The 19,782-nt window shown below is 67.8% G+C and carries 18 protein-coding genes; 10 read left to right on the forward strand and 8 right to left on the reverse strand.

Annotation, left to right across the window (positions count from 1 at the left end; translation table 11 throughout):
- Nucleotide 1 precedes the first annotated feature (1 nt).
- Together rimI and tsaD are read left to right on the forward strand one after the other, a co-directional pair.
- Nucleotides 2-517, forward strand: a complete 516-nt coding sequence (gene rimI, locus F5544_RS05940) for a ribosomal protein S18-alanine N-acetyltransferase (RefSeq protein WP_167479004.1) — start codon at nucleotides 2-4, stop codon at nucleotides 515-517.
- Nucleotides 514-1,557, forward strand: a complete 1,044-nt coding sequence (gene tsaD, locus F5544_RS05945; RefSeq protein ID WP_167472247.1) for a tRNA (adenosine(37)-N6)-threonylcarbamoyltransferase complex transferase subunit TsaD — start codon at nucleotides 514-516, stop codon at nucleotides 1,555-1,557. Before rimI ends, tsaD begins: the two co-directional genes overlap by 4 nt.
- Before the next feature lie 338 nt (nucleotides 1,558-1,895).
- On the opposite strand, the gene F5544_RS05950 is transcribed toward tsaD, so the two are convergent.
- Nucleotides 1,896-3,464, reverse strand: a complete 1,569-nt coding sequence (locus F5544_RS05950) for an Hsp70 family protein (RefSeq protein WP_167472248.1) — start codon at nucleotides 3,462-3,464, stop codon at nucleotides 1,896-1,898.
- Nucleotides 3,465-4,156: 692 nt separating this feature from the next.
- Between F5544_RS05950 and groES the strand changes: the two genes are divergently transcribed.
- Both groES and groL read left to right on the forward strand, forming a co-directional pair.
- Nucleotides 4,157-4,456: a co-chaperone GroES gene (gene groES / locus F5544_RS05955; RefSeq protein WP_040686722.1), complete on the forward strand. Its 300-nt coding sequence runs from the start codon at nucleotides 4,157-4,159 to the stop codon at nucleotides 4,454-4,456.
- Nucleotides 4,457-4,634: 178 nt separating this feature from the next.
- Nucleotides 4,635-6,245, forward strand: coding sequence for a chaperonin GroEL (gene groL / locus F5544_RS05960; protein ID WP_167472249.1), 1,611 nt, complete (start codon nucleotides 4,635-4,637; stop codon nucleotides 6,243-6,245).
- 218 nt (nucleotides 6,246-6,463) lie between these two features.
- On the opposite strand, the gene F5544_RS05965 is transcribed toward groL, so the two are convergent.
- From F5544_RS05965 to F5544_RS05975, 3 genes are all read right to left on the reverse strand, one after another.
- Entirely contained in the window at nucleotides 6,464-6,715 is a 252-nt protein-coding gene (locus F5544_RS05965) for an RskA family anti-sigma factor (RefSeq protein ID WP_167472250.1), read from the reverse strand.
- Nucleotide 6,716: 1 nt separating this feature from the next.
- Nucleotides 6,717-7,292: a sigma-70 family RNA polymerase sigma factor gene (locus tag F5544_RS05970; protein WP_167472251.1), complete on the reverse strand. Its 576-nt coding sequence runs from the start codon at nucleotides 7,290-7,292 to the stop codon at nucleotides 6,717-6,719.
- 407 nt (nucleotides 7,293-7,699) lie between these two features.
- On the reverse strand, nucleotides 7,700-7,993 hold the full coding sequence (locus F5544_RS05975; RefSeq protein ID WP_167472252.1) for a WhiB family transcriptional regulator: 294 nt from the start codon (nucleotides 7,991-7,993) through the stop codon (nucleotides 7,700-7,702).
- Between the two features lie 624 nt (nucleotides 7,994-8,617).
- Between F5544_RS05975 and F5544_RS05980 the strand changes: the two genes are divergently transcribed.
- From F5544_RS05980 to F5544_RS05990, 3 genes are all read left to right on the forward strand, one after another.
- Nucleotides 8,618-9,829: a hypothetical protein gene (locus F5544_RS05980; RefSeq protein ID WP_167472253.1), complete on the forward strand. Its 1,212-nt coding sequence runs from the start codon at nucleotides 8,618-8,620 to the stop codon at nucleotides 9,827-9,829.
- A 184-nt stretch (nucleotides 9,830-10,013) separates the two neighbouring features.
- Nucleotides 10,014-10,592 carry a sigma-70 family RNA polymerase sigma factor gene (locus F5544_RS05985; protein ID WP_167472254.1) on the forward strand — a complete coding sequence of 193 codons (579 nt, stop codon included), beginning with the start codon at nucleotides 10,014-10,016 and terminating at the stop codon, nucleotides 10,590-10,592.
- On the forward strand, nucleotides 10,585-11,679 hold the full coding sequence (locus F5544_RS05990; protein ID WP_167472255.1) for an anti-sigma-D factor RsdA: 1,095 nt from the start codon (nucleotides 10,585-10,587) through the stop codon (nucleotides 11,677-11,679). Before F5544_RS05985 ends, F5544_RS05990 begins: the two co-directional genes overlap by 8 nt.
- A 119-nt stretch (nucleotides 11,680-11,798) precedes the next feature.
- On the opposite strand, the gene F5544_RS05995 is transcribed toward F5544_RS05990, so the two are convergent.
- Nucleotides 11,799-12,212 (reverse strand): DUF5319 domain-containing protein, encoded by a 414-nt coding sequence (locus tag F5544_RS05995; protein WP_011207424.1) that lies wholly within the window; start codon nucleotides 12,210-12,212, stop codon nucleotides 11,799-11,801.
- A 229-nt stretch (nucleotides 12,213-12,441) separates the two neighbouring features.
- Here F5544_RS05995 and guaB point away from each other — a divergent pair, with 229 nt between their 5' ends.
- Both guaB and F5544_RS06005 read left to right on the forward strand, forming a co-directional pair.
- Nucleotides 12,442-13,986, forward strand: a complete 1,545-nt coding sequence (gene guaB, locus F5544_RS06000) for an IMP dehydrogenase (protein WP_174867279.1) — start codon at nucleotides 12,442-12,444, stop codon at nucleotides 13,984-13,986.
- Between the two features lie 341 nt (nucleotides 13,987-14,327).
- Entirely contained in the window at nucleotides 14,328-15,488 is a 1,161-nt protein-coding gene (locus F5544_RS06005) for a GuaB3 family IMP dehydrogenase-related protein (protein ID WP_167472256.1), read from the forward strand.
- On the opposite strand, the gene F5544_RS06010 is transcribed toward F5544_RS06005, so the two are convergent.
- Entirely contained in the window at nucleotides 15,489-16,289 is an 801-nt protein-coding gene (locus tag F5544_RS06010; protein WP_167472257.1) for an alpha/beta fold hydrolase, read from the reverse strand. It abuts the gene before it with no gap.
- Nucleotides 16,290-16,356: 67 nt separating this feature from the next.
- Here F5544_RS06010 and guaA point away from each other — a divergent pair, with 67 nt between their 5' ends.
- Nucleotides 16,357-17,928: a glutamine-hydrolyzing GMP synthase gene (gene guaA / locus F5544_RS06015; protein ID WP_167472258.1), complete on the forward strand. Its 1,572-nt coding sequence runs from the start codon at nucleotides 16,357-16,359 to the stop codon at nucleotides 17,926-17,928.
- 58 nt (nucleotides 17,929-17,986) lie between these two features.
- Here the strand turns inward: guaA and F5544_RS06020 are convergent, their stop codons facing one another.
- Together F5544_RS06020 and F5544_RS06025 are read right to left on the reverse strand one after the other, a co-directional pair.
- The gene (locus F5544_RS06020) at nucleotides 17,987-18,196 is read right to left on the reverse strand and encodes a hypothetical protein (protein WP_167472259.1); all 210 of its coding nucleotides are present in this window, start codon (nucleotides 18,194-18,196) and stop codon (nucleotides 17,987-17,989) included.
- Entirely contained in the window at nucleotides 18,186-19,703 is a 1,518-nt protein-coding gene (locus F5544_RS06025) for a PspC domain-containing protein (RefSeq protein WP_174867281.1), read from the reverse strand. The genes F5544_RS06020 and F5544_RS06025 overlap by 11 nt, the downstream gene beginning before the upstream one ends.
- Between the last annotated feature and the right edge of the window lie 79 nt (nucleotides 19,704-19,782).

A 19,782-nucleotide genomic window follows, 5' to 3' on the forward strand; every position in this document is an offset into this window, starting at 1 on the left:
GGTGGCGATCCGCATCGAGCCGATGGGGCTCGCCGATATCGAGCGCTGCGTGGAACTGGAGCAGGTGCTGTTCCCCGAGGACGATCCGTGGCAGGCCGTCGCCTTCCGATCCGAACTCGCCGGGCCGCACAACCGCTACATCACCGCCCGCGACGAGACCGATCGCATGGTCGGTTACGCGGGTGTCGCGCTGCTCGGTGATGCCGAACACCCGGAGGCCGAGGTGCACACCATCGGTGTCGACCCCGACTGTCACCGCGCGGGCATCGGAACACTGCTGCTGGAGGCGTTGCTCGCGGAGGCGGGTAAGCGCGGCGGGCCGGTGTTCCTCGAGGTGCGCACCGACAACACCCCCGCCATCGCGCTCTACGCCAAGCACGGCTTTCACATCATCGGCCTGCGGAAGAACTACTACCAGCCCAGCGGCGCCGACGCCTACACCATGCGCCGCCCCGAGCTGGCGCCGTTCCCGCCCGCCGACGCGGCGCTGACCCAGCCGGACGAGGTGCTCTCGTGATCATCATGGGTGTCGAAAGCTCCTGCGACGAAACGGGAGTCGGAATCGTCCGGCGCCGCCCGGACGGCAGCTGCGAACTGCTCGCCGACGAGGTCGCCTCCAGCGTCGATCAGCACGCGCGGTTCGGCGGCGTCGTCCCGGAGATCGCCTCGCGCGCACACCTGGAGGCGATCGTGCCCGCCATGCGGCGCGCGCTCGCCGCCGCGGGTATCGAACGACCCGATGCGCTGGCCGTCACCATCGGACCGGGTCTGGCCGGTGCGCTGCTCGTCGGTGTCGCGGCCGCGAAAGCCTATGCGGCGGCCTGGGATATCCCGTTCTACGCGTTGAACCACCTCGGCGGGCATGTCGCGGTGGACACCCTGGAGCACGGCCCGATGCCGCCGTGCGTCGCACTGCTGGTCTCCGGCGGGCATACACATCTGTTGCACGTCAAGGATTTGGCGGAACCGATCGTCGAGCTGGGCAGCACCGTCGATGACGCCGCCGGTGAGGCGTTCGACAAGGTGGCGCGGCTGCTCGGCCTCGGCTTCCCGGGTGGTCCGGCGCTGGACGCGGCCGCCCAGGGCGGCGATCCGCGCGCGATCGCCTTCCCGCGCGGCATGACCGGACCGCGCGACCCGCGCTACGACTTCTCCTTCTCCGGTTTGAAAACCGCTGTGGCCCGCTATGTCGAGGCGGCCCAGCGCAACGGATTCGCCGCCGACGATCTACCGATCTCCGATATCGCCGCCTCCTTCCAGGAGGCCGTCGCCGATGTGCTCACCATGAAGGCCATCCGCGCCGCGCAGGATGTCGGCGTCGACACCCTGGTACTCGGCGGCGGCGCCACCGCCAACTCCCGCATCCGTTCGATGGCCGAGGAACGCTGCGCCGCAGCGGGTCTGGCTCTGCGGGTGCCGCGCCCCCGGCTCTGCACCGACAACGGCGTGATGATCGCCGCACTCGGCGCCCACGTCATCGGCGGCGGAGCAGCGGCGTCGACGTTGAATGTGGCAACCGATCCGGGCCTGGCGGTATCGGTCAGCCAACTGCGCTGAGCCACAGCCGTTTTCGGCGGCAGGTCGGCGAAAGGTGTTGCCGCACCCCGCCCATGGAGCGCGCACCCCGTACAACCAACGCACGGTTCGAAGACGGGGTGCGGCAGCCAACGCCACCTGCCGACGAAACTCCGCCTCGGGTCATCCCGCCCGATCCACCAGCGCGGACAGCAAATCCAAACCAGACGATTCCGACCACACTCACCCGTGCGGCACGCCACACGGGTGAGACAAGCCCACCAACGGCGCGCGTCTCCTCACAACCCAGAAGCGATCGTCAACAACCGTCTCCCCGGAACCTTCTCCCGGAACTCCTCCCCGGAACCCGCGGAGGAACCTCAGTCCAAATCCTCATAAGGCAACATCAACCCCGGCAACGGAATCCGGTTCGATGACCCGGTCCGCGGCGGCAACGGAATCCTGCCCTTCGCGGGCGCCTGCGTCGTACCTGGTGTCCAGTTCGGTACCGGCGTTTGCGTCCCGGGAGCCGTGCCGGAGCCGGAACCCGCACCACCCTGAGACGGAGTGGCGGGGGCGAGCAGGGGACCGAGCAGGCCGGGGAGTTCGGGGAAGGGGATGGGCGGCAGGTTCGGATCGGGGCGCAGGGTCGGTTGGCCGGCGGTGGTGGGGACGGCGGGGCCGCTGTCGGGATGGGTGGTGCTCGGCTGGCCGTGGTCCTGGGTGACGGACGGCAGGTTGCCGGGCGGCCGCGGTGTCGAGTCGTGGGTGCTGGTGCCGACGCCGCCGGAGCTCGGCACGAGGGGCGGGGCGATGCTGACCGGCGGGGTCGGCTGGCCCGCGCCGCTGGTGGTGACGACGGGCGCGATGGGGTGGTCCTGCGAGGCGGGCGAGAATTCCTTCACGCCGTAGCCGATGACCAGTCCGACCACCACGACGGCGCCGGCCAGCGTGCCGACCACCTTGGTGAACGTGCCGCCGGGCGCATCGGATCCGTTGGTCGGGAAGACCGCCGGCTGCATCGAATCGGCAACCAGCGCAGCGCCTTTCGCGATCACGGCCTCCGGGTCGGGCACGGTGAGCACCGGAACGTCGAGCTGGTCGCCGAGGGTGGTCAGCACGGCCGGGATATTGGCCCCGCCGCCGATCACCGCGACGGCCTCCGGGAAGCGCGGCGCCCTGGCGAAGACCGCCGCGGCGAATACCGCGGTCTCGCGCAGCAGGTCGGCCACCAGCTCCTCGAAATCGGCCCTGGTGAGCTTCAGTGGCTGTCCGGCCACATGGTCGATGGTGACGGCGGGCGCGATGGACAGGTGCTCCTTGGCGGCGCGGCCGCGGTTGGTGAGCATATTCCGGTTCGGCCGGGTGCCGCGGCGGGCGTAGTGCAGGTCGACCAGGTGGTGGTAGATCAGCTCGTCGATGGCGTTACCGCTGATCGCGACGGTGCGTTCGGTGTGCAGCACGGTGCAGTCGGCCGGATCCGCGACGGTGACGCTGAGCCCGGACGCGCCGAGGTCGACGATGGCGACGGTGTTGTAGCGGTCGAGCAGGCCGGTGTGCTGCAGGTAGGTGAGCGATGCGGTGCCCTCCGGGACCAGCTTGAGATCGCGCTGCTTACCGGTGGCGGACCGAATGACCTGTGCCTGTTCGCGATTGCGGTACGCGACCGCGACGCTGGTCGGCGGGCGGGCGGTGACCGGTTCCACGCTCAACGGGCGGGTGCCGGCGAACCGGGCGCCGACGGGGTGGGTGAGATCGTGCGACGGGGTGGCCGGCAGCTGATTGGTCATCAGCTCGATGGAGGACGCGACGAGATCGCCGAGGTCGGAGTGCGCGGCGTCGGCCGACACCACGCGGTAGTCGAATGTTTGCGCGCCGTTGGACGCGGTTGCCACCAGCGCCGAGCACACGACCTCGTGCCCGGCCGAGATGCCGAGGGATGTTCGCATGTTCACCTCCCTTCGAGCGGATGGTCATGGTGGTGCCGACCATCTCGAATGGACTGCCGCACCGCCGCGTGGTTGGCGAGCGATACGTGCTCGAGATCCGGCCGGACCGTTGTCCGGATGGGGCGCGTCGGCCGGCCTTGGATCACGTGTTGCTTGCTCTCTGGTGAAGCTGTTCGAAACGTCTGGTGCTATGACGACGGTATTTCTGTGACGAAGCATGGCCTCCGATGACGCCGGTTCGTGACGAACACGGTGCCTGGACAGCGACCGTCGTCAATACTGTCACAATCCGTTATCCGAACGTTACAGATTTCCTGATCTCTTGGGAAGGGCTTCGCGCGTCGCGCTCGGCGTGTTAGCCGCGTGTCACGAATCGGACAATTGACCAGGGCGGCGGGCCTGTGGTGTGGCGTTATACCGTTTCGGTTGTCCGGGCGGGATTCGACCGGGCGGTCGCGGATTAGCGGCGGGGCAAATCCGGCTCTGGCAGACCCATCCCTTGAGCGCTGGCACTCGCATGTATAGAGTGCTAGTCGGCACTGTTAAGTGCTTGTGCCAGTTTGACTACTGAGCAGGGGTCCCGGCACCCGCGACGACGGGGCTATGCGCAGGGTCAGCATCGTGACCAAAACCGATGGTCCGGTACAACAGTCCCGGACGACCGAAAATCCCCTGAAAGTGGAGGGCTCAACGTGGCGAGCGTGAACATCAAGCCGCTCGAGGACAAGATCCTCGTCCAGGCCAACGAGGCCGAGACGACGACGGCCTCCGGCCTGGTCATCCCCGACACGGCGAAGGAGAAGCCGCAGGAGGGCACCGTCATCGCCGTCGGCGAGGGACGCGTCACCGACAAGGGCGACCGTATCCCGGTCGACGTCAAGGAGGGTGACGTCGTCATCTACAGCAAGTACGGCGGCACCGAGATCAAGTACCAGGGCGAGGAGTACCTCATCCTGTCGGCGCGCGACATCCTGGCCGTCGTCACCAAGTGACGACGTCCCGCGCGGTCGTCCCGGCGAAAGACGGGATCCTGCGGTGATTTTCACGCTTTACCGCACCGCGCGCCCGGCTGACGCCGGGAACGAGTCGGCATGACGCTGCCCCGGTTCCCCGACGCGGGGCCGGGGCAGCGTCGTCTCAACCCCGGAACCCCCAAAAGGAACAAGACTTATGGCAAAGCAGATCGAGTTCGACGAGAAGGCTCGTCGGGCTCTGGAACGCGGTGTCGACAAGCTCGCCGACGCCGTCAAGGTCACCCTCGGCCCGCGCGGCCGTCACGTCGTGCTCGCGAAGGCCTTCGGCGGCCCGACCGTGACCAACGACGGTGTCACCATCGCGCGCGACATCGAGCTGGAGGACCCGTTCGAGAACCTCGGCGCGCAGCTGGTCAAGAGCGTCGCCACCAAGACCAATGACGTCGCGGGCGACGGCACCACCACCGCGACCGTGCTGGCCCAGGCGCTGGTCCGGGCCGGCCTGAAGAACATCGCGGCGGGCGCGAACCCGATCGCGGTCGGCTCCGGCATCGCCAAGGCCGCCGACGCGGTCTCCGAGACGCTGCTGGCCGCCGCCACCCCGGTGTCGGGTGAGCAGGCCATCGCGCAGGTCGCCACCGTGTCCTCGCGCGACGAGGAGATCGGCGAAATGGTCGGCAAGGCGCTGACCACCGTCGGCAAGGACGGCGTCGTCACCGTCGAGGAGTCCTCGACGCTGCAGACCGAACTCGTCGTCACCGAGGGCGTGCAGTTCGACAAGGGCTTCCTGTCGCCGTACTTCGTCACCGATCCGGAAACCCAGCAGGCCGTGCTGGAGGATGCGCTCATCCTGCTGAACCGCGAGAAGATCAGCTCGCTGCCCGACTTCCTGCCGCTGCTGGAGAAGATCGCCGAATCCGGCAAGGCCGTGCTGATCATCGCCGAGGATGTCGAGGGCGAGCCGCTGTCCACCCTGGTGGTCAACTCGATCCGCAAGACCATCAAGGCCGTCGCGGTGAAGGCGCCGTTCTTCGGCGACCGTCGCAAGGCGTTCCTGGACGACCTGGCCGTCGTCACCGCGGGCACCGTGATCAACCCCGACCTGGGCATCACCCTGCGCGAGGCCGGCCTCGACCTGCTCGGCCAGGCGCGGCGCGTCGTCGTCACCAAGGACGACACCACCATCATCGACGGCGCGGGCAGCGCGGACGATATCGCCGCCCGTGGCGCGCAGCTGCGCCGCGAGATCGAGGCCACCGACTCCGACTGGGATCGGGAGAAGCTCGAGGAGCGGCTGGCCAAGCTGGCCGGCGGCGTCGCGGTGATCAAGGTCGGCGCGGCCACCGAGACCGCGCTCAAGGAGCGCAAGTACCGGGTGGAGGACGCGGTGAGCGCGGCCAAGGCCGCCGTCGCCGAGGGCATCGTGCCCGGCGGTGGCACCGCGCTGGTGCAGGCCAGCGGCAAGCTGGTGGAACTGCGCGACTCGCTGTCCGGTGACGAGGCGGTCGGCGTCGAGGTGGTGCGTCAGGCACTGCAGGCGCCGCTGTACTGGATCGCCACCAACGCGGGCCTGGACGGCGCCGTTGTGGTCAGCAAGGTCGCCGAGGGCAAGGAGGGCTTCAACGCCGCCACCCTCACCTACGGTGATCTGCTCACTGACGGCGTCGTCGACCCGGTGAAGGTGACCCGCTCGGCGGTCGTCAACGCGGCCTCCGTCGCGCGCATGGTGCTCACCACCGAGAGCGCCGTTGTCGACAAGCCCGCCGAGGAGGCGCCCGACCACGGCCACCACGGTCACGCGCACTGAGCGAGCATCAACCGCCCGCTGAGCGACACACGAACAAGGCCCCCAAACCTGAAAAAGTTTGGGGGCCTTGCCCATATCCAAGCAACAACTGATTTCGTGAGTACATGGGTAACTCGTCGGGGACCGGCTAACTCGCTCACGGTCCTACCGTCGGCCGCCGACGCAAACCTTGCGGCAGACGAGTCTGGCCTGAATACGCGGGGAGGCGGACAAGCGCTTCAGGAGGCGACCGGCGGCTGCTCAGCGGCGATGGCGGCGAGCAGGCGGTCACGCAGTGCGGACGGCGGCTGGGCCGCCGTCGTATCGGCGAGCGCCGCGAGTGCGTCCCTGGTGGACCGCACCTCTGCGATGAATTCCGCGCGTAGGGCGGGGTCTTCGGTGTCGAGCAGTTCCTGTACGGCTTGATGGTCTTCGTCGTCGATCGATCCGAGCGCGACGGTGTTCGCGAGATCGACCTGGCGTTCGTTCATCTCACGTCACCCCCAAACTTCTTTTCAGTCGTGTCAGCCCGTCCCGTATCCGGGACTTAACGGTCGGTAACCCTACGCCTAAATAATGCGCCACTTCCGCGTAGGTTCGCCCGCCGTAATAGGCGAGTGAGATTGCCTCCCGCTGGGTTTCGGTCAGCGTGGCCAGGCCGTCGAGCACCGCCTGCTGCTCCAGTCTGCGCTCGACCTCCTCGGTGACCTCATCGAACTCGTTGCCGAGAACCCTTATGCCGTAGGCGACTTCGCGCGTGGTGTGGGCCTGCTCGGCGCGCACCCGGTCGACCGCTCTGCGGTGCGCGAGGGTCATCAACCACGTCACGGCCGAGCCCTTCTCCGGGTCGAAACTCGCTGCCGTGCGCCAGATCTGGAGATAGACCTCTTGCGTGGTCTCCTCCGCGTATCCGGGATCGTGCAGCACCCGTAGCACCAGGCCGAAGACGCGGGCGCAGGTCCGGTCGTAGAGCTCGGCGAAGGCTTCCTGGTCGGACCGGCCGCACCGGTGCAAAAGCGCGGCGAGCTCGATACTTTCGGCGGCGCGTGCCGAGACCGCAGAATCCACACTCGGTGGGAAGGCTTCTCTTCGGAACGAGTCGCCCTCTGCAGCCGGCGGCCGCGTTGTCACAACGCTCCATTCTGTGTCATCGGTCACTACGGTAGCGCCATGCGATGACTTCGATCCGCCGGGGGGTGCAGGCAAACCGCCTGTGTCCCAGCGATTTTGCGAGCTGCCTCGACACGCCATGCGCCCAGTTCGGGGACACGCCGTGACACGCCGGTACCGTCCGCGAAACGCCGAACCGGCGGTTCCGTTGCGTCGAACCTTCGTGGTCGCAGACGAATCGTTGGTAATCGCAACGGTGTCCACGTCGGTGAACATTCGGCGGCACTCGTAGCGCCAGTTGTTTGCCGGGAGGTTGTTTGTCTGGAATTCGACGCGCGACACCGTTCGGATGGGAGATTTTTGGGTCAGACCGCCATCCGCCTGCGGTTGCGCCGGGCGTGCATCTCCCGCTCGGTTTCCGACATTCCGCCCCAAATGCCGTAGGGCTCACTGACTTTCAAGGCGTGGCTGCGGCACTGCATCAACACCGGGCAACTGCGGCAGATCTCCTTGGCGCGCATCTCGCGCGCGGTGCGGGCCCGTCCCCGCTCGCCATCGGGATGGAAGAACACCGACGAGTCCTGCCCGCGGCAGGATCCGCGCATCTGCCAATCCCAGACATCGGCGTTCGGCCCGGGAAGGTGGGTGGGCATGGGCATGGTTGTGAACTCCTCGTGGTGCGAGCTCGTCGGCGTTGTCGAGCAGTCGTTCTGCAACAGTTGTGGGCCACACGCCGGATGGGCGTGCTCTTGGCCTCGCCCGTTGCGGTCGCTGCAATTTCGCGCGGCGCCGACCGTGGCGTTGAGCTACGTTAGGTCCAGGCGCGAAATTCCGTCAATAGTTCGGCGCGGTAGTTTTCCAAATCTTTGGCGGACAAATTTAACCTCCGAGCTGTTTACTTTTTGCATTGGTTCCGGCGATACTGTTCGGTTGACCAATGCGCGGCGATGCCGTCATGCTCTTGTTGATCCCTCGTTTTCGCAGGTGAGAGTGTGTTTTTGGGCGGAGCGGCCGGTTGGGATGGTGTCCGACGCGACAGTGCTGGTCGCGACCCCTTCCGTGACCCGTCAACTGCGGGCTTGTCGGAGATGGCGGAATCGGGGCGCCGAGGTTAATTGCGCGATAAGCGTGTGAATTTATCCGCAGCGCCCGATCGCATTCCGAAGATGAGTTTTACCTGATGGAAACATGATGCGAAGAGCGAAAATGCTACGAGTTTGCCCCACTCGCATCCGGCGCTCCGATCCGGTGCTCGGCGACCTGGGCCGGGATAGAGTTCGGCGGTGCTCGCGCCAGTTCCGCTGACAGATTCACCCACCGCCCGCCTCGCGGCGGCCGCATTCGGCGAACGCCCAGGCGACGCCGCTGCCGAGTTGCCCACCGCCGCATCCGCACTCGATTCGTGGTATCGCGCGGTGATTCTCGGCGGCCAGGGAAGTTATGCCGCGGCGCGCGTAGAACTGCGCATTATTCGGGCGCGTCGCGCAGATCCGATACTTCTTTCGCTGGCCGCCAGCACCGAAGGTTCACTGCTGCGTCAACTCGGTTGGCACGCCCGCGCCGCCGCCCTGGACGGTCACGCCGCCGCCATCGCCCTACCCCTGCTCCGCTCGCACCCCGACACTCCACGACTCCGGCCCACCGTCATACCGCTGGATTCCGGGCACCCGGGCGAGCCGGAATCCAATCGGCAACAGTCCGAGGAGCTCCCGGCGCGGTCGGGCGACGCCACATCCCGCGCTGCGATTCCCGGTGATGGCCGAGCCGACGATGGGTACGCACCGGACGCCCCGGAGCGACAGACCGCATACGCCGACCTCGGGTACCAAGTCCGTTCGTCCGCGCCGACCGACTCGCTGCCCCCGGCGGATTCGCCACTGCTGGGAATAGGGCTGTCTGGCGAGATTGCGCTCCCCGACATTCGCGACGCCGCGTGCGACGCGCTGACCGGCCTGGCCGCCGACGCGCTCGGCACCGGGCGGTTGGCGCTGGCGCGGCGGCTGTTGTGGCGCTCGGGGGAGCTCTTGCTCGTCGACGAGACCCGTTGGCGCGCATGGATTCGCTGGCACTGGGTGTGCGCCGAGACCGCGCTGGCCGGTGGTTCGCCCGTGGCGCTCGCGCACGCCGAGGCCGCGATGGCGCTCGCCGAACGCGCGCCGTCGGTGCGGCACCGGGTCAAATCCCGGCTGCTGGTCGCCGCGGCCAACGCGGCTGCCGGACAACCCGATCGAGCCGCCGCGCTCGCCGAGACGGTGGCGGTGGACTGCGCGCGGCACGAACTGCTGCCGCTGCGCTGGGCCGCCGCGATGCTGCGTGCCGGCCTCGGGCCGGGATCGGACGCGAACCGCGCGGGCGCCGATGTCACTCGGCCGGAAAACGATCCGGAAAACGACTCGGCCACAACATCGCTCACCGATCTCGCGGACGATCCGGTCGCGGAGGCGGCCATGTGCGCCGCCCGCATCGCGCGCTGCGGGGGCCGGTTCCGGACCTAGCCGAGCGGATTTCCGGTCGAATCCTGGGAGAATCCTGGGCAAGCGGCGTGAGGTCGCGTCGAACCCGACCGTGTTGCCCGGCTGCGCCTCTCGTATCGCTATTGTTAGACCCGTTCCGCCCCTTCGGCGGAAGCACTGGTCCTCACCGGCCGTGCCACTTGTAACGCCAGGAAATTCTCTGACGATGACGCACACGGGCGAAGAGTTGGACCTCGCCGTCGCTGCCGCTGCGCAGGGCGACAGATCCGCTTTAGCTCAGGTACTCGAGATGATCCGCCCGCTGGTGGTGCGTTATTGCCGCGCGCGGATCGGCGCCGCGGAGCGTGGGCAGCTCTCCGCGGATGACGTTGCGCAGGAGGTTTGTCTGGCCGTGATGACAGCCTTGCCCCGGTATCAAGACCAGGGCAGGCCCTTCATGGCTTTCGTGTACGGAATCGCTTCGCACAAGGTCGCCGACGCACATCGCAACGCCAGCCGTAACAAGGCGGAGGCGATGGCCGAAGTACCAGATGTCATATCCACCGACCAAGGGCCGGAGCAGCGAGCTCTCGAATCCGAAACCAGCAGGCAGATGAACAAACTGCTGGCGACGCTTCCGGAAAAGCATCGAGAGATCCTGATCCTGCGTTTGGTTATGGGTTTGTCAGCGGAAGAAACCGCGGTCGCCGTGGGCAGTACGGCGGGCGCTATACGAGTGGCTCAGCACAGGGCGCTCGCGAAACTCAAGTCTCAAGTGGCGAGGGCAGGTGAAATGTATGGCTAGGGATGGCGAGCGCGGTCGGGGCGACTGGAAGGCGCGGCGTGGATCGCGAAACAGCGGTCCCTACGCCGAGGCGTCCGGGGATACCGGTCCGGTCGACATCGCCGCGGTGCGTCGCGACGATGCGCTGATCGATGCCATCGCCAGCGATGGGCCGGTGCCGACCGACAGCGCGGAGGAGTATCAGCTCGCTACGCTGCTGGCCAGCTGGCGTGCCGAACTTCTCTCCGAGCCGCTGCCGAGCGACCCGGATCTCGATGAGATCGTCGCGGCGGTGAATCAGGAGATCGGTGCGCGCAAGGTACGTGTGGGCGCGCAGGCCAAGGGGCGACTACGGCTACTGCGCCCGATCCTCGGGGCTGCGGCGGCTCTCGCCCTGGTCATCGGCGGTTTGATGGCGTTCTCGTACAACTCGAGTCCCGGCGATCCGCTGTGGGGAGTCAAGCAGGTCGTGTTCAGCGAGCAGGCGCAGAGCACCGTTGTGCAGCGCGCCAACGATGACATGACCGCGGCGGCCGCCCTGCTGAACAGCCCGAATCCGAGTCAGCAGGACGTGCAGCAGGCGAAGGCGAAGCTGGAGCAGGCGCGGTCGAACGCGACCGCGGTCAACGACACCGGCAAGCAGGATCAGTTGGCGGAGCAGTTCAACCGACTGCTGGAACGGCTGAAGTCGGTGGCCAAGGACACGAATATCCGGATCCCGGAGATCACCACCGCACCGCACCCGAGCGATAAGCCGATCAACTCCGGATCGACGACGCTGCCGGTCACGCCGAATCCCGCGGTGGATGGCACCACTTCGAATCCGGTCAAGCCGACGACGTCCAGCGGTAGCGAGCCGACCGGGACGGGAACGGGTTCGGGTACGTCGACCGGGTCGGAACCGAGCACCATCGGCAATCCGACCACCGCCCCGGTCACCGTGCCGCCGACCAGTGCGGTCGAGCCGACCTCGGTGCCCAGCCGTCCCACCGTCGTGCCGACCACCGTGGCCTCGCCCACGGTGGTCGAGCCGACCGCGGATGGAAACCCGATCACCCGCCCGCATGTGAATCCGGGCACACCGGGTAAGGCGCCGGGGACTCGGTAGTTACGAGCGCCAGCAAACAACTGGAAAACGCCATTGTGCAAGACATCAACCGATCGCCGGATGGCGGTCGGCTTTTTGTCTTGTCACGGTGGGTCGTGCTGCGCGTGCCGTGACGAACGTCAGCTGTCGAACCCGTCGAATCCGTCGCCGTGGAACGCCTCGTTCATCGAGGCGTCCGCGTAGCCGCGGCAATAGTCCCAGGTGACGTAGGCTTCGGGCGTCGGATCGTACGCGGGCTCGTGCGGGCGCACCGTGCCGTCGACCAACAGCTGAAGTAGGTTGGCGCGCAACATGTCCCAGTCGTGGTAGTGGTCTTGCCTGCAATCCTCGCAGCTGACCACGAGCCCGCGGATCCCGCGATGGGCTAGTAGCGCCTCATACACCGCGAGGTCGGCGAGATCCTCCTCGACCGCAAGGCGCTCGTGGGGATCCAGCGGCTCGCCGGGCTCGATGGCGTCGAGCGCGGCGGACGGGTCGGAGGGGTCTCCGGCGAACGGATCCGGCGGCAAGCCAGGTGGTAGATGGTCACGCACATCCCCACGGTACGCAGAACAGGGTGGTCTGCGCCAGCTATGCGGCGTGCCAGTTTCGGTGGTGGCCTCAGTTGTTCGCGTGATTTGCCGGACAGATACCATGGGAGCAGGCGCGGGGCGGGTACCCGACACCATTCGCCCGGCCTCCACCGTCCATTCCATCAGCTGTCCGCCACGCCGGATCGGTCCGGCGTACGTGCTTTCGACGTTCCAGGAGGGGTCGATCCGAATGAGTGTTCCCGTAACGGGCGAACGAATCGCAGTCCGCCCTCCTACGGGTGGCGACGATCCGAACAAGATCGCCATGCTCGGCCTCACGTTCGACGATGTCCTGTTGCTGCCTGCGGCCTCGGATCTCATTCCAAGCTCGGTGGAGACCACCAGCTACCTCACCCGCGAGATCAAATTGCGCACGCCGCTGGTCAGTTCGGCCATGGACACCGTCACCGAGGCGCGAATGGCCATCTCGATGGCCCGCGCCGGCGGTATGGGCGTGTTGCACCGCAATCTGGCGACCGCCGATCAGGCCGCCCAGGTGGAGACGGTGAAGCGGTCCGAGGCGGGCATGGTGACCGACCCGGTCACCTGTCGTCCCACCGACACCCTCGCCGAGGTGGACGCGATGTGCGCCCGCTTCCGCATCTCCGGCCTGCCGGTGGTGGACGAGACCGGCGCGCTCGTCGGCATCATCACCAACCGCGACATGCGATTCGAGGTCGACCAGGACCGCAAGGTCGCCGACGTGATGACCAAGGCCCCGCTGATCACCGCGCAGGAGGGGGTCACCGCCGAGGCGGCGCTCGGCCTGCTGCGCAGGCACAAGGTGGAGAAGCTGCCGATCGTCGACGGCAACGGCAGGCTGCGCGGGCTCATCACCGTCAAGGATTTCGTCAAGACCGATCAGTACCCGAACGCCACCAAGGATCGCGACGGCCGCCTGCTGGTCGGCGCGGCGGTCGGCGTCGGCGAGGACGCCTGGTCGCGCGCCATGACGCTGGCCGACGCGGGTGTCGACGTGCTGATCGTCGATACCGCGCACGGCCATCAGGCCGGCGTGCTGCAGATGGTGGCCAAGGTGAAGGCCGAGGTCGGCGATCGCATCCAGATCGTCGGCGGCAATGTCGCCACTCGCGCCGGCGCTGCCGCGCTGGTCGAGGCGGGCGCGGATGCGGTGAAGGTGGGTGTCGGTCCCGGTTCCATCTGCACCACCCGGGTGGTCGCCGGTGTCGGCGCCCCGCAGATCACCGCGATCCTGGAGGCCGTCGCGGCGTGCAGGCCGCACGGTGTTCCGGTGATCGCCGACGGCGGCATCCAGTTCTCCGGCGATATCGCCAAGGCGATCGCGGCGGGCGCGTCGACCGTGATGCTCGGCTCGCTGCTGGCGGGCACCGCGGAATCGCCCGGCGAGCTGATCCTGGTGGGCGGCAAGCAGTTCAAGAGCTACCGGGGTATGGGTTCGCTCGGTGCGATGCAGGGGCGTGGCCAGGCCAAGTCGTACTCCAAGGACCGCTACTTCCAGGACGACGTGCTCGCCGAGGACAAGCTGGTCCCCGAGGGCATCGAGGGCCGGGTGCCGTTCCGCGGCCCGGTCAACCAGGTGATCCATCAGCTGGTCGGCGGCCTGCGCGCGGCCATGGGCTACACCGGTTCGCAGTCCATCGCGGATCTGCAGCAGAAGCAGTTCGTGCAGATCACCGCGGCGGGGCTGAAGGAGAGCCATCCGCACGACATCACGATGACCGTCGAGGCGCCGAACTACACCGGGCGCGGCTGACGCGAACCGGGTCCGGCGGCCGGATGCGCCGGGCCCGGAAGCTTCGCCTACCCTGCTTGACGCAGGTGTACTGGACTGGACGGTCCGAGCATGATGGACCTGTCCGTGGGTATAAACCAGGCGGGCATCGGTGCGGGCCGACTGTTCCTATACGGTCAGCGGTCGGTCGTGACATTCGTTCGAGTGGTAACCACCCCGGGAGCGAGGCTTGCGAGCGACGTTCTCGGCCCGTTTCGACCGCTGCCGAGCGAGACTCCCAGGGCGGAGAACACCCTGCGCCGAGAACACCCAGCGCCGCGGGCGCCGGAAATCAACAGAGCAATCAGACACAGGAGACAAGCGTGCGCGACATGGTCGAGATCGGCATGGGCCGGACCGCCCGGCGTACCTATGAACTGGACGATGTGAACATCGTTCCGTCGCGCCGGACCCGTTCGTCGAAGCAGGTGTCGCTGTCCTGGCAGTTGGACGCCTACCGCTTCGAGATCCCGTTCCTGACGCACCCGACCGATGCGCTCGTCTCGCCCGAATTCGCCGTTCAGCTCGGCAAACTCGGCGGTCTCGGGGTAATCAACGGCGAGGGTCTGTGGGCGCGGCACGCCGATGTGGCCGCCAAGATCGATCAGCTGCTCGAGCTGGTCAACAAGGGCGGATACGAGCGCGCCATCGGGCTGCTGCAGGAGCTGCACGCCGCGCCGATGCAGCCGGATCTGCTCGCGGCCGCGGTCGCGCACGTGCGGGCCGCGGGCGTGACGGTCGCCGTGCGGGTCAGCCCGCAGAACGCCCGCACGCTCACCCCGGCGCTGGTGCAGGCCGGGATCGATCTGCTCGTCGTGCACGGCACCATCATCTCCGCCGAACATGTCGGCGACGGTGAGCCGCTGAACCTCAAGACCTTCATCGCCGAACTCGATGTGCCGGTGGTCGCGGGCGGTGTCAGCGATCACCGCACCGCGCTGCACCTGATGCGGACCGGTGCGGCGGGCGTCATCGTCGGCTACGGTTCCACGCCCGGCGCGACGACGACGGGCGAGGTGCTCGGCATCGGCGTGCCGATGGCCACCGCGATCGCCGACGCCGCGGCCGCCAGGCGCGACTACCTGGACGAGACCGGCGGGCGCTACGTGCACGTCATCGCGGACGGGCAGATCGCGAACTCGGGCCAGCTGGCCAAGGCCATCGCCTGCGGCGCGGACGCCGCGATGCTCGGCTATCCGCTCGCGGTGGCCGCCGAGGCGCCGGGCCGCGGCTGGTACTGGCCGTCGGCGGCCGCGCATCCGTCGGTGCCACGCGGCGCGCTGCTACCGGTAGACGAGGGTTGGCTCGATGACGAGGACTCCGGCGAACTGGTCCAGCCGAGCCTGGAGCGGGTGCTCTACGGTCCGTCCGACGACCCGTTCGGTTCGCTGAATCTGGTTGGCGGACTGCGTCGTTCGATGGCGAAGGCCGGATATTCGGATCTGAAGGAGTTCCAGAAGGTCGGGCTCAGCGTCCGCGCCTGATCACGGCGCGTGCTGCGGTTCGGTGGTCGCGCGCAGGAATTGCTGGATGGCGTGGTTCACCGGCTCCGGATGGGTCATGGTGACCGCGAGCCGGGCGCCCGCGATCTCCAGATAGGTGGAATCGGCGATGCCGCGCGCGAGCTGTTTGGCGCGTTCGCGGGCGATACCGCTGTCGGTGGCGTGAATCACCAAAGCGGGACAGGCGATTTCGGATAGCCGCTCCAGCACCGAATCGCGGCCGAGCAGACAGCCCGCCGCCACCTCGATGCCGCGGCGGTCGCGCACCAGCCAGCGTTTGGTCCAGATCTCGCGGTACCAGTCGTCGTCGCCGATCAACCAGGAGGCGAGCCGGTGCACGGCGGCCTCGCGCGATTCGTCGTCGTACCACTCGTCCAGGAATTTCTGAGTGGCCGACGACTGCTCCGGCGTCGGTCCGTTCGCCTCGGTGCTGATCAGGATGAGCGCCGAAACCCGTTCCGGCGCGATGAGCGCGGTGCGCAGCGCGGTGAACCCGCCCTGTGCGGTGCCGCCGACCACCGCGCGTTCGACGCCGAGGTGGTCCAGGACGGTCAGCGCGTCGCGGGCGGCGGTCCAGTAGGTGAAGGGCAGGCCCTCGTCCCTGGTGCGGCCGTGTCCGCGCGCGTCCCAGGAGACGATGCGGAATTCCGGTGACAGCGCGGCCATCTGGGACGCGAACATCGTTCGGTCCATGAAGAATTCGTGTGCCAGCAACACGACCGGACCGGTGCCACCGCTGTCCTCGTAATGGATGTCGGCATCGATCGCACGGGCGAATGGCACGAGCAAGAGGATAACCAGCGGTGAGGGGTGTGCGGACCGAGTTCACCCCCATCACTAGACTGTGCCGGTGGCAGAATCCCAGAGACCCGTCCTCGTCGTCGACTTCGGTGCGCAATATGCCCAACTGATTGCCCGGCGGGTCCGTGAGTCGAGTGTCTACTCCGAGGTGATTCCGCATACCACCACCGTCGAGGAGATCGCGCGGCGCCAGCCGCTCGCGGTCATCCTGTCGGGCGGTCCGTCGAGCGTGTATGCCGATGGCGCACCGCAATTGGATCCGCGGCTGTTCGATATCGACGTGCCGGTCTTCGGCATCTGCTACGGCTTCCAGGCGATGGCGCAGGCGCTCGGCGGCACGGTCACGCACACCGGTACCCGCGAATACGGCCGCACCGAATTGAGTGTGGACGGCGGCGTGTTGCACGGCGGCCTGCCGACGTTGCAGCCGGTCTGGATGAGCCACGGCGACGCGGTCACCGACGCGCCGTCGGGTTTCGAGGTCACCGGTACCAGTGCGGGTGCGCCCGTCGCGGCCTTCGAGGATCGGGCGCGCAAGCTGGCGGGTGTGCAGTACCACCCGGAGGTGCTGCATTCGCCGCACGGTCAGCAGGTGCTGAGCAGGTTCCTGCACGAGATGGCGGGTATTCCGGCCACCTGGACCCCGGCCAATATCGCCGAATCGCTGGTCGCGCGGGTGCGCGAGCAGATCGGCACGGGTCACGCGATCTGTGGGCTGTCCGGCGGTGTCGATTCGGCGGTCGCCGCCGCGCTGGTGCAGCGGGCCATCGGTGATCGGCTCACCTGTGTGTTCGTCGATCACGGCCTGTTGCGGGCGGGGGAGCGCGAGCAGGTGCAGCAGGATTTCGTCGCCGCGACCGGCGCCAAACTGGTGACCGTCGATGCGGTGGACAAGTTCCTCGGTGAGCTGAAGGGCGTCACCGATCCGGAGGAGAAGCGCAAGATCATCGGGCGTGAGTTCATCCGCTCGTTCGAGGACGCGGTGAGCGGGATCGTCACCGAACAGGGCTCTGATGGCGCGGTTCCGAAGGTCGAATTCCTGGTGCAGGGCACGCTTTACCCGGATGTCGTCGAATCCGGCGGCGGCAGCGGCACCGCGAACATCAAGAGTCATCACAATGTCGGCGGGCTGCCGGACGATCTGGAATTCGAACTGGTCGAGCCGCTGCGGCTGCTGTTCAAGGACGAGGTCCGCGCGGTCGGCCGCGAGCTCGGGCTGCCGGAGGAAATCGTTGCGCGCCAACCGTTCCCGGGTCCGGGGTTGGCCATCCGCATCGTCGGTGAGGTGACCGCGGACCGGTTGCGCACGCTGCGGCAGGCCGATGCCATCGCGCGCGAGGAGCTCACCGCCGCCGGACTGGACCGCCAGATCTGGCAGTGCCCGGTGGTGCTGCTCGCCGATGTGCGCAGCGTCGGCGTGCAGGGCGACGGCCGCACCTACGGACATCCGGTGGTGCTGCGCCCGGTGTCCAGCGAGGACGCGATGACCGCCGACTGGACCCGCCTCCCCTATGACGTCCTGGAACGCATCTCCACCCGCATCACCAACGAGGTGGCGGAGGTCAACCGCGTCGTACTCGACGTGACGAGCAAGCCCCCGGGCACCATCGAGTGGGAGTGATTGCGCCGCAACGAAAATGGCCCATCCGGTGGATGGGCCATTTGCGAATTGCGGCGTGTCAGCGGCGTTTTCGGGGGGACAGGACCAGGAGGCCGCCGACGATGATGGCGGCGAAGACGAGGACCCAGCCGAAGGGGATGGCGCCGCCGAAGAGCAGCGAGGACGGGCTGATGAAGGCCCAGAGGCTGACCAGCAGGGCCAGCACGCCGAGGATCAGCAGCATGGCGGATGGGCCTCGGGTCTGCCTGGTGTCGGGGTTATCGGCCACGTTGCACCTCCGCGCTTCCGGTTCGGACGTTGATGTTCAGGTTGAGCACCGGATCGTTCGGTTTGTTCGGTCCGGTGATGCCCGCCGGGCATTTGCTGTTGTCGCCCATGCGCACATGGCAGGTGGTTCGCACGGTCATGTTGTCCGGCACCAGGATTCGGGCCTCACCCATCTTCACCGTGACATCCACCTTGTAGTTCTCGGTCAGATGCAGTGAGCGCAGATCGAGGGTCCCCTCGCCGACGCTGAGGTCGTACTTCGGCTGCAGGTCGGCCATCGTGGTCGGCGCCCAGAGACGGTCGCCGACCTCGCCACCCTTGAAGTCGATCGGCCCGGCCAGCGACGCGAGGATCACGAATCCGGTGAGCGGGGCGGCGAGCACCAGCAGCCCGTAGCCGCGGCGCAGGAACGCGCCCGCCACCATGCCGAGCCCGAGCACCGCCAGCGCCACCGCGCCGATCCGGCCGGGCGTCATCCAGTCCACCCCGGAGGCGGCCACCGCGCCCGCGGCCGCCGCCGCGAGTATGGCGAGGCCGATCACCACGGCCGTCAGCCGGGAACGCGGACGCTTGGGCTGCGGCGGCGCGACGACGGTGCGCACCGGTGTCGGATCGGGCAGATCCCAGGCCAGCGGCGCGACACCGAGCGGATCCCACGACGGCGGGGTCCGGCCCTGACCGATGGAAGAGCTTGCGGCCGAAGATATTCCACCGGACCGCGGGCCGGCGTCATTGCCGGCCGCGGCGTCGTTGCCGTGCTGATCCGGAGTCTTCCCTGGTGCGGTCTCCTCGGAAGTTGTTGTCGCGGCTGCCGATTCGGACTTGGTGAGCAGCACCGTGTCGTTATCCTTCGGCAGCACAGTGGTTTTCGCCTCGTCATCCGCGACGGGAACATCGGGAACGTAGGCGTCCGGCAGTTTGGTGTACGGGCTGTACACGTCGGTGCGCGGCACGCCGTTGGCGAAGGCGTCACCCGGATTGCGGTGTCCCATAGGGAAAACAGCGCCCGGGTATCCGGTGGCGTTGAGTCCGCTGTCCGGGTACGGGCCGTCGGCCAGCGCGCTGGTGCCCGGCGGCGGTTGCGGCGTGCGCATGTGCAGCATCCACCATCCAGCGAGCAGCAGAGCCATGCCGATCACCCCGGATCCGCCGAATCCGACGCCGACCGGGCCCGCGGCGCTCACCACGATGGCGAGCGCGACGATCAACACCACCGTTTTGGTGGTGGATTGCGAGCTGCGGCCCTTGCCGAGCAGCGCCTCGGCGGCCGACGACTCACCGGCTTCGGGGAACAGCAGCCAGGCCAGCAGATAGAGCACGACACCGGAGCCGCCGAAGATCGTCGTCACCACCAGGGCGACCCGCACCAGCACGGGGTCGACTCCGTAGCGTTGACCGAATCCGGCCGCGACGCCGGCGATCGGGCCCTGCCGCGGCAACCGGACGGGCCGCGTGTGCCACATCTGCTGGAGCTGATCGCCGAAGCTTGTTTTCGTCATGGCTCCCATGGTGCGTTCGCGCCGAGCTCAGGCGCATCGGGGGGAACCCTGAAATGCCGCCTGATTCCTTGGAATGACCCCGGTAAGA

The sequence above is a fragment of the Nocardia arthritidis genome, from assembly GCF_011801145.1.
Classification (GTDB): Bacteria; Actinomycetota; Actinomycetes; order Mycobacteriales; family Mycobacteriaceae; genus Nocardia; species Nocardia arthritidis_A.

What these genes read in the sequence shown, in the direction of transcription:
- F5544_RS05950 (WP_167472248.1), bottom strand. Translation starts at nt 3,464, where the DNA reads ATGCGAACATCCCTCGGCATCTCGGCCGGGCACGAGGTCGTGTGCTCG.
- groL (WP_167472249.1), top strand. Translation starts at nt 4,635, where the DNA reads ATGGCAAAGCAGATCGAGTTCGACGAGAAGGCTCGTCGGGCTCTGGAA.
- F5544_RS05965 (WP_167472250.1), bottom strand. Translation starts at nt 6,715, where the DNA reads ATGAACGAACGCCAGGTCGATCTCGCGAACACCGTCGCGCTCGGATCG.
- F5544_RS05975 (WP_167472252.1), bottom strand. Translation starts at nt 7,993, where the DNA reads ATGCCCATGCCCACCCACCTTCCCGGGCCGAACGCCGATGTCTGGGAT.
- F5544_RS05985 (WP_167472254.1), top strand. Translation starts at nt 10,014, where the DNA reads ATGACGCACACGGGCGAAGAGTTGGACCTCGCCGTCGCTGCCGCTGCG.
- F5544_RS05990 (WP_167472255.1), top strand. Translation starts at nt 10,585, where the DNA reads ATGGCTAGGGATGGCGAGCGCGGTCGGGGCGACTGGAAGGCGCGGCGT.
- guaB (WP_174867279.1), top strand. Translation starts at nt 12,442, where the DNA reads ATGAGTGTTCCCGTAACGGGCGAACGAATCGCAGTCCGCCCTCCTACG.
- F5544_RS06025 (WP_174867281.1), bottom strand. Translation starts at nt 19,703, where the DNA reads ATGGGAGCCATGACGAAAACAAGCTTCGGCGATCAGCTCCAGCAGATG.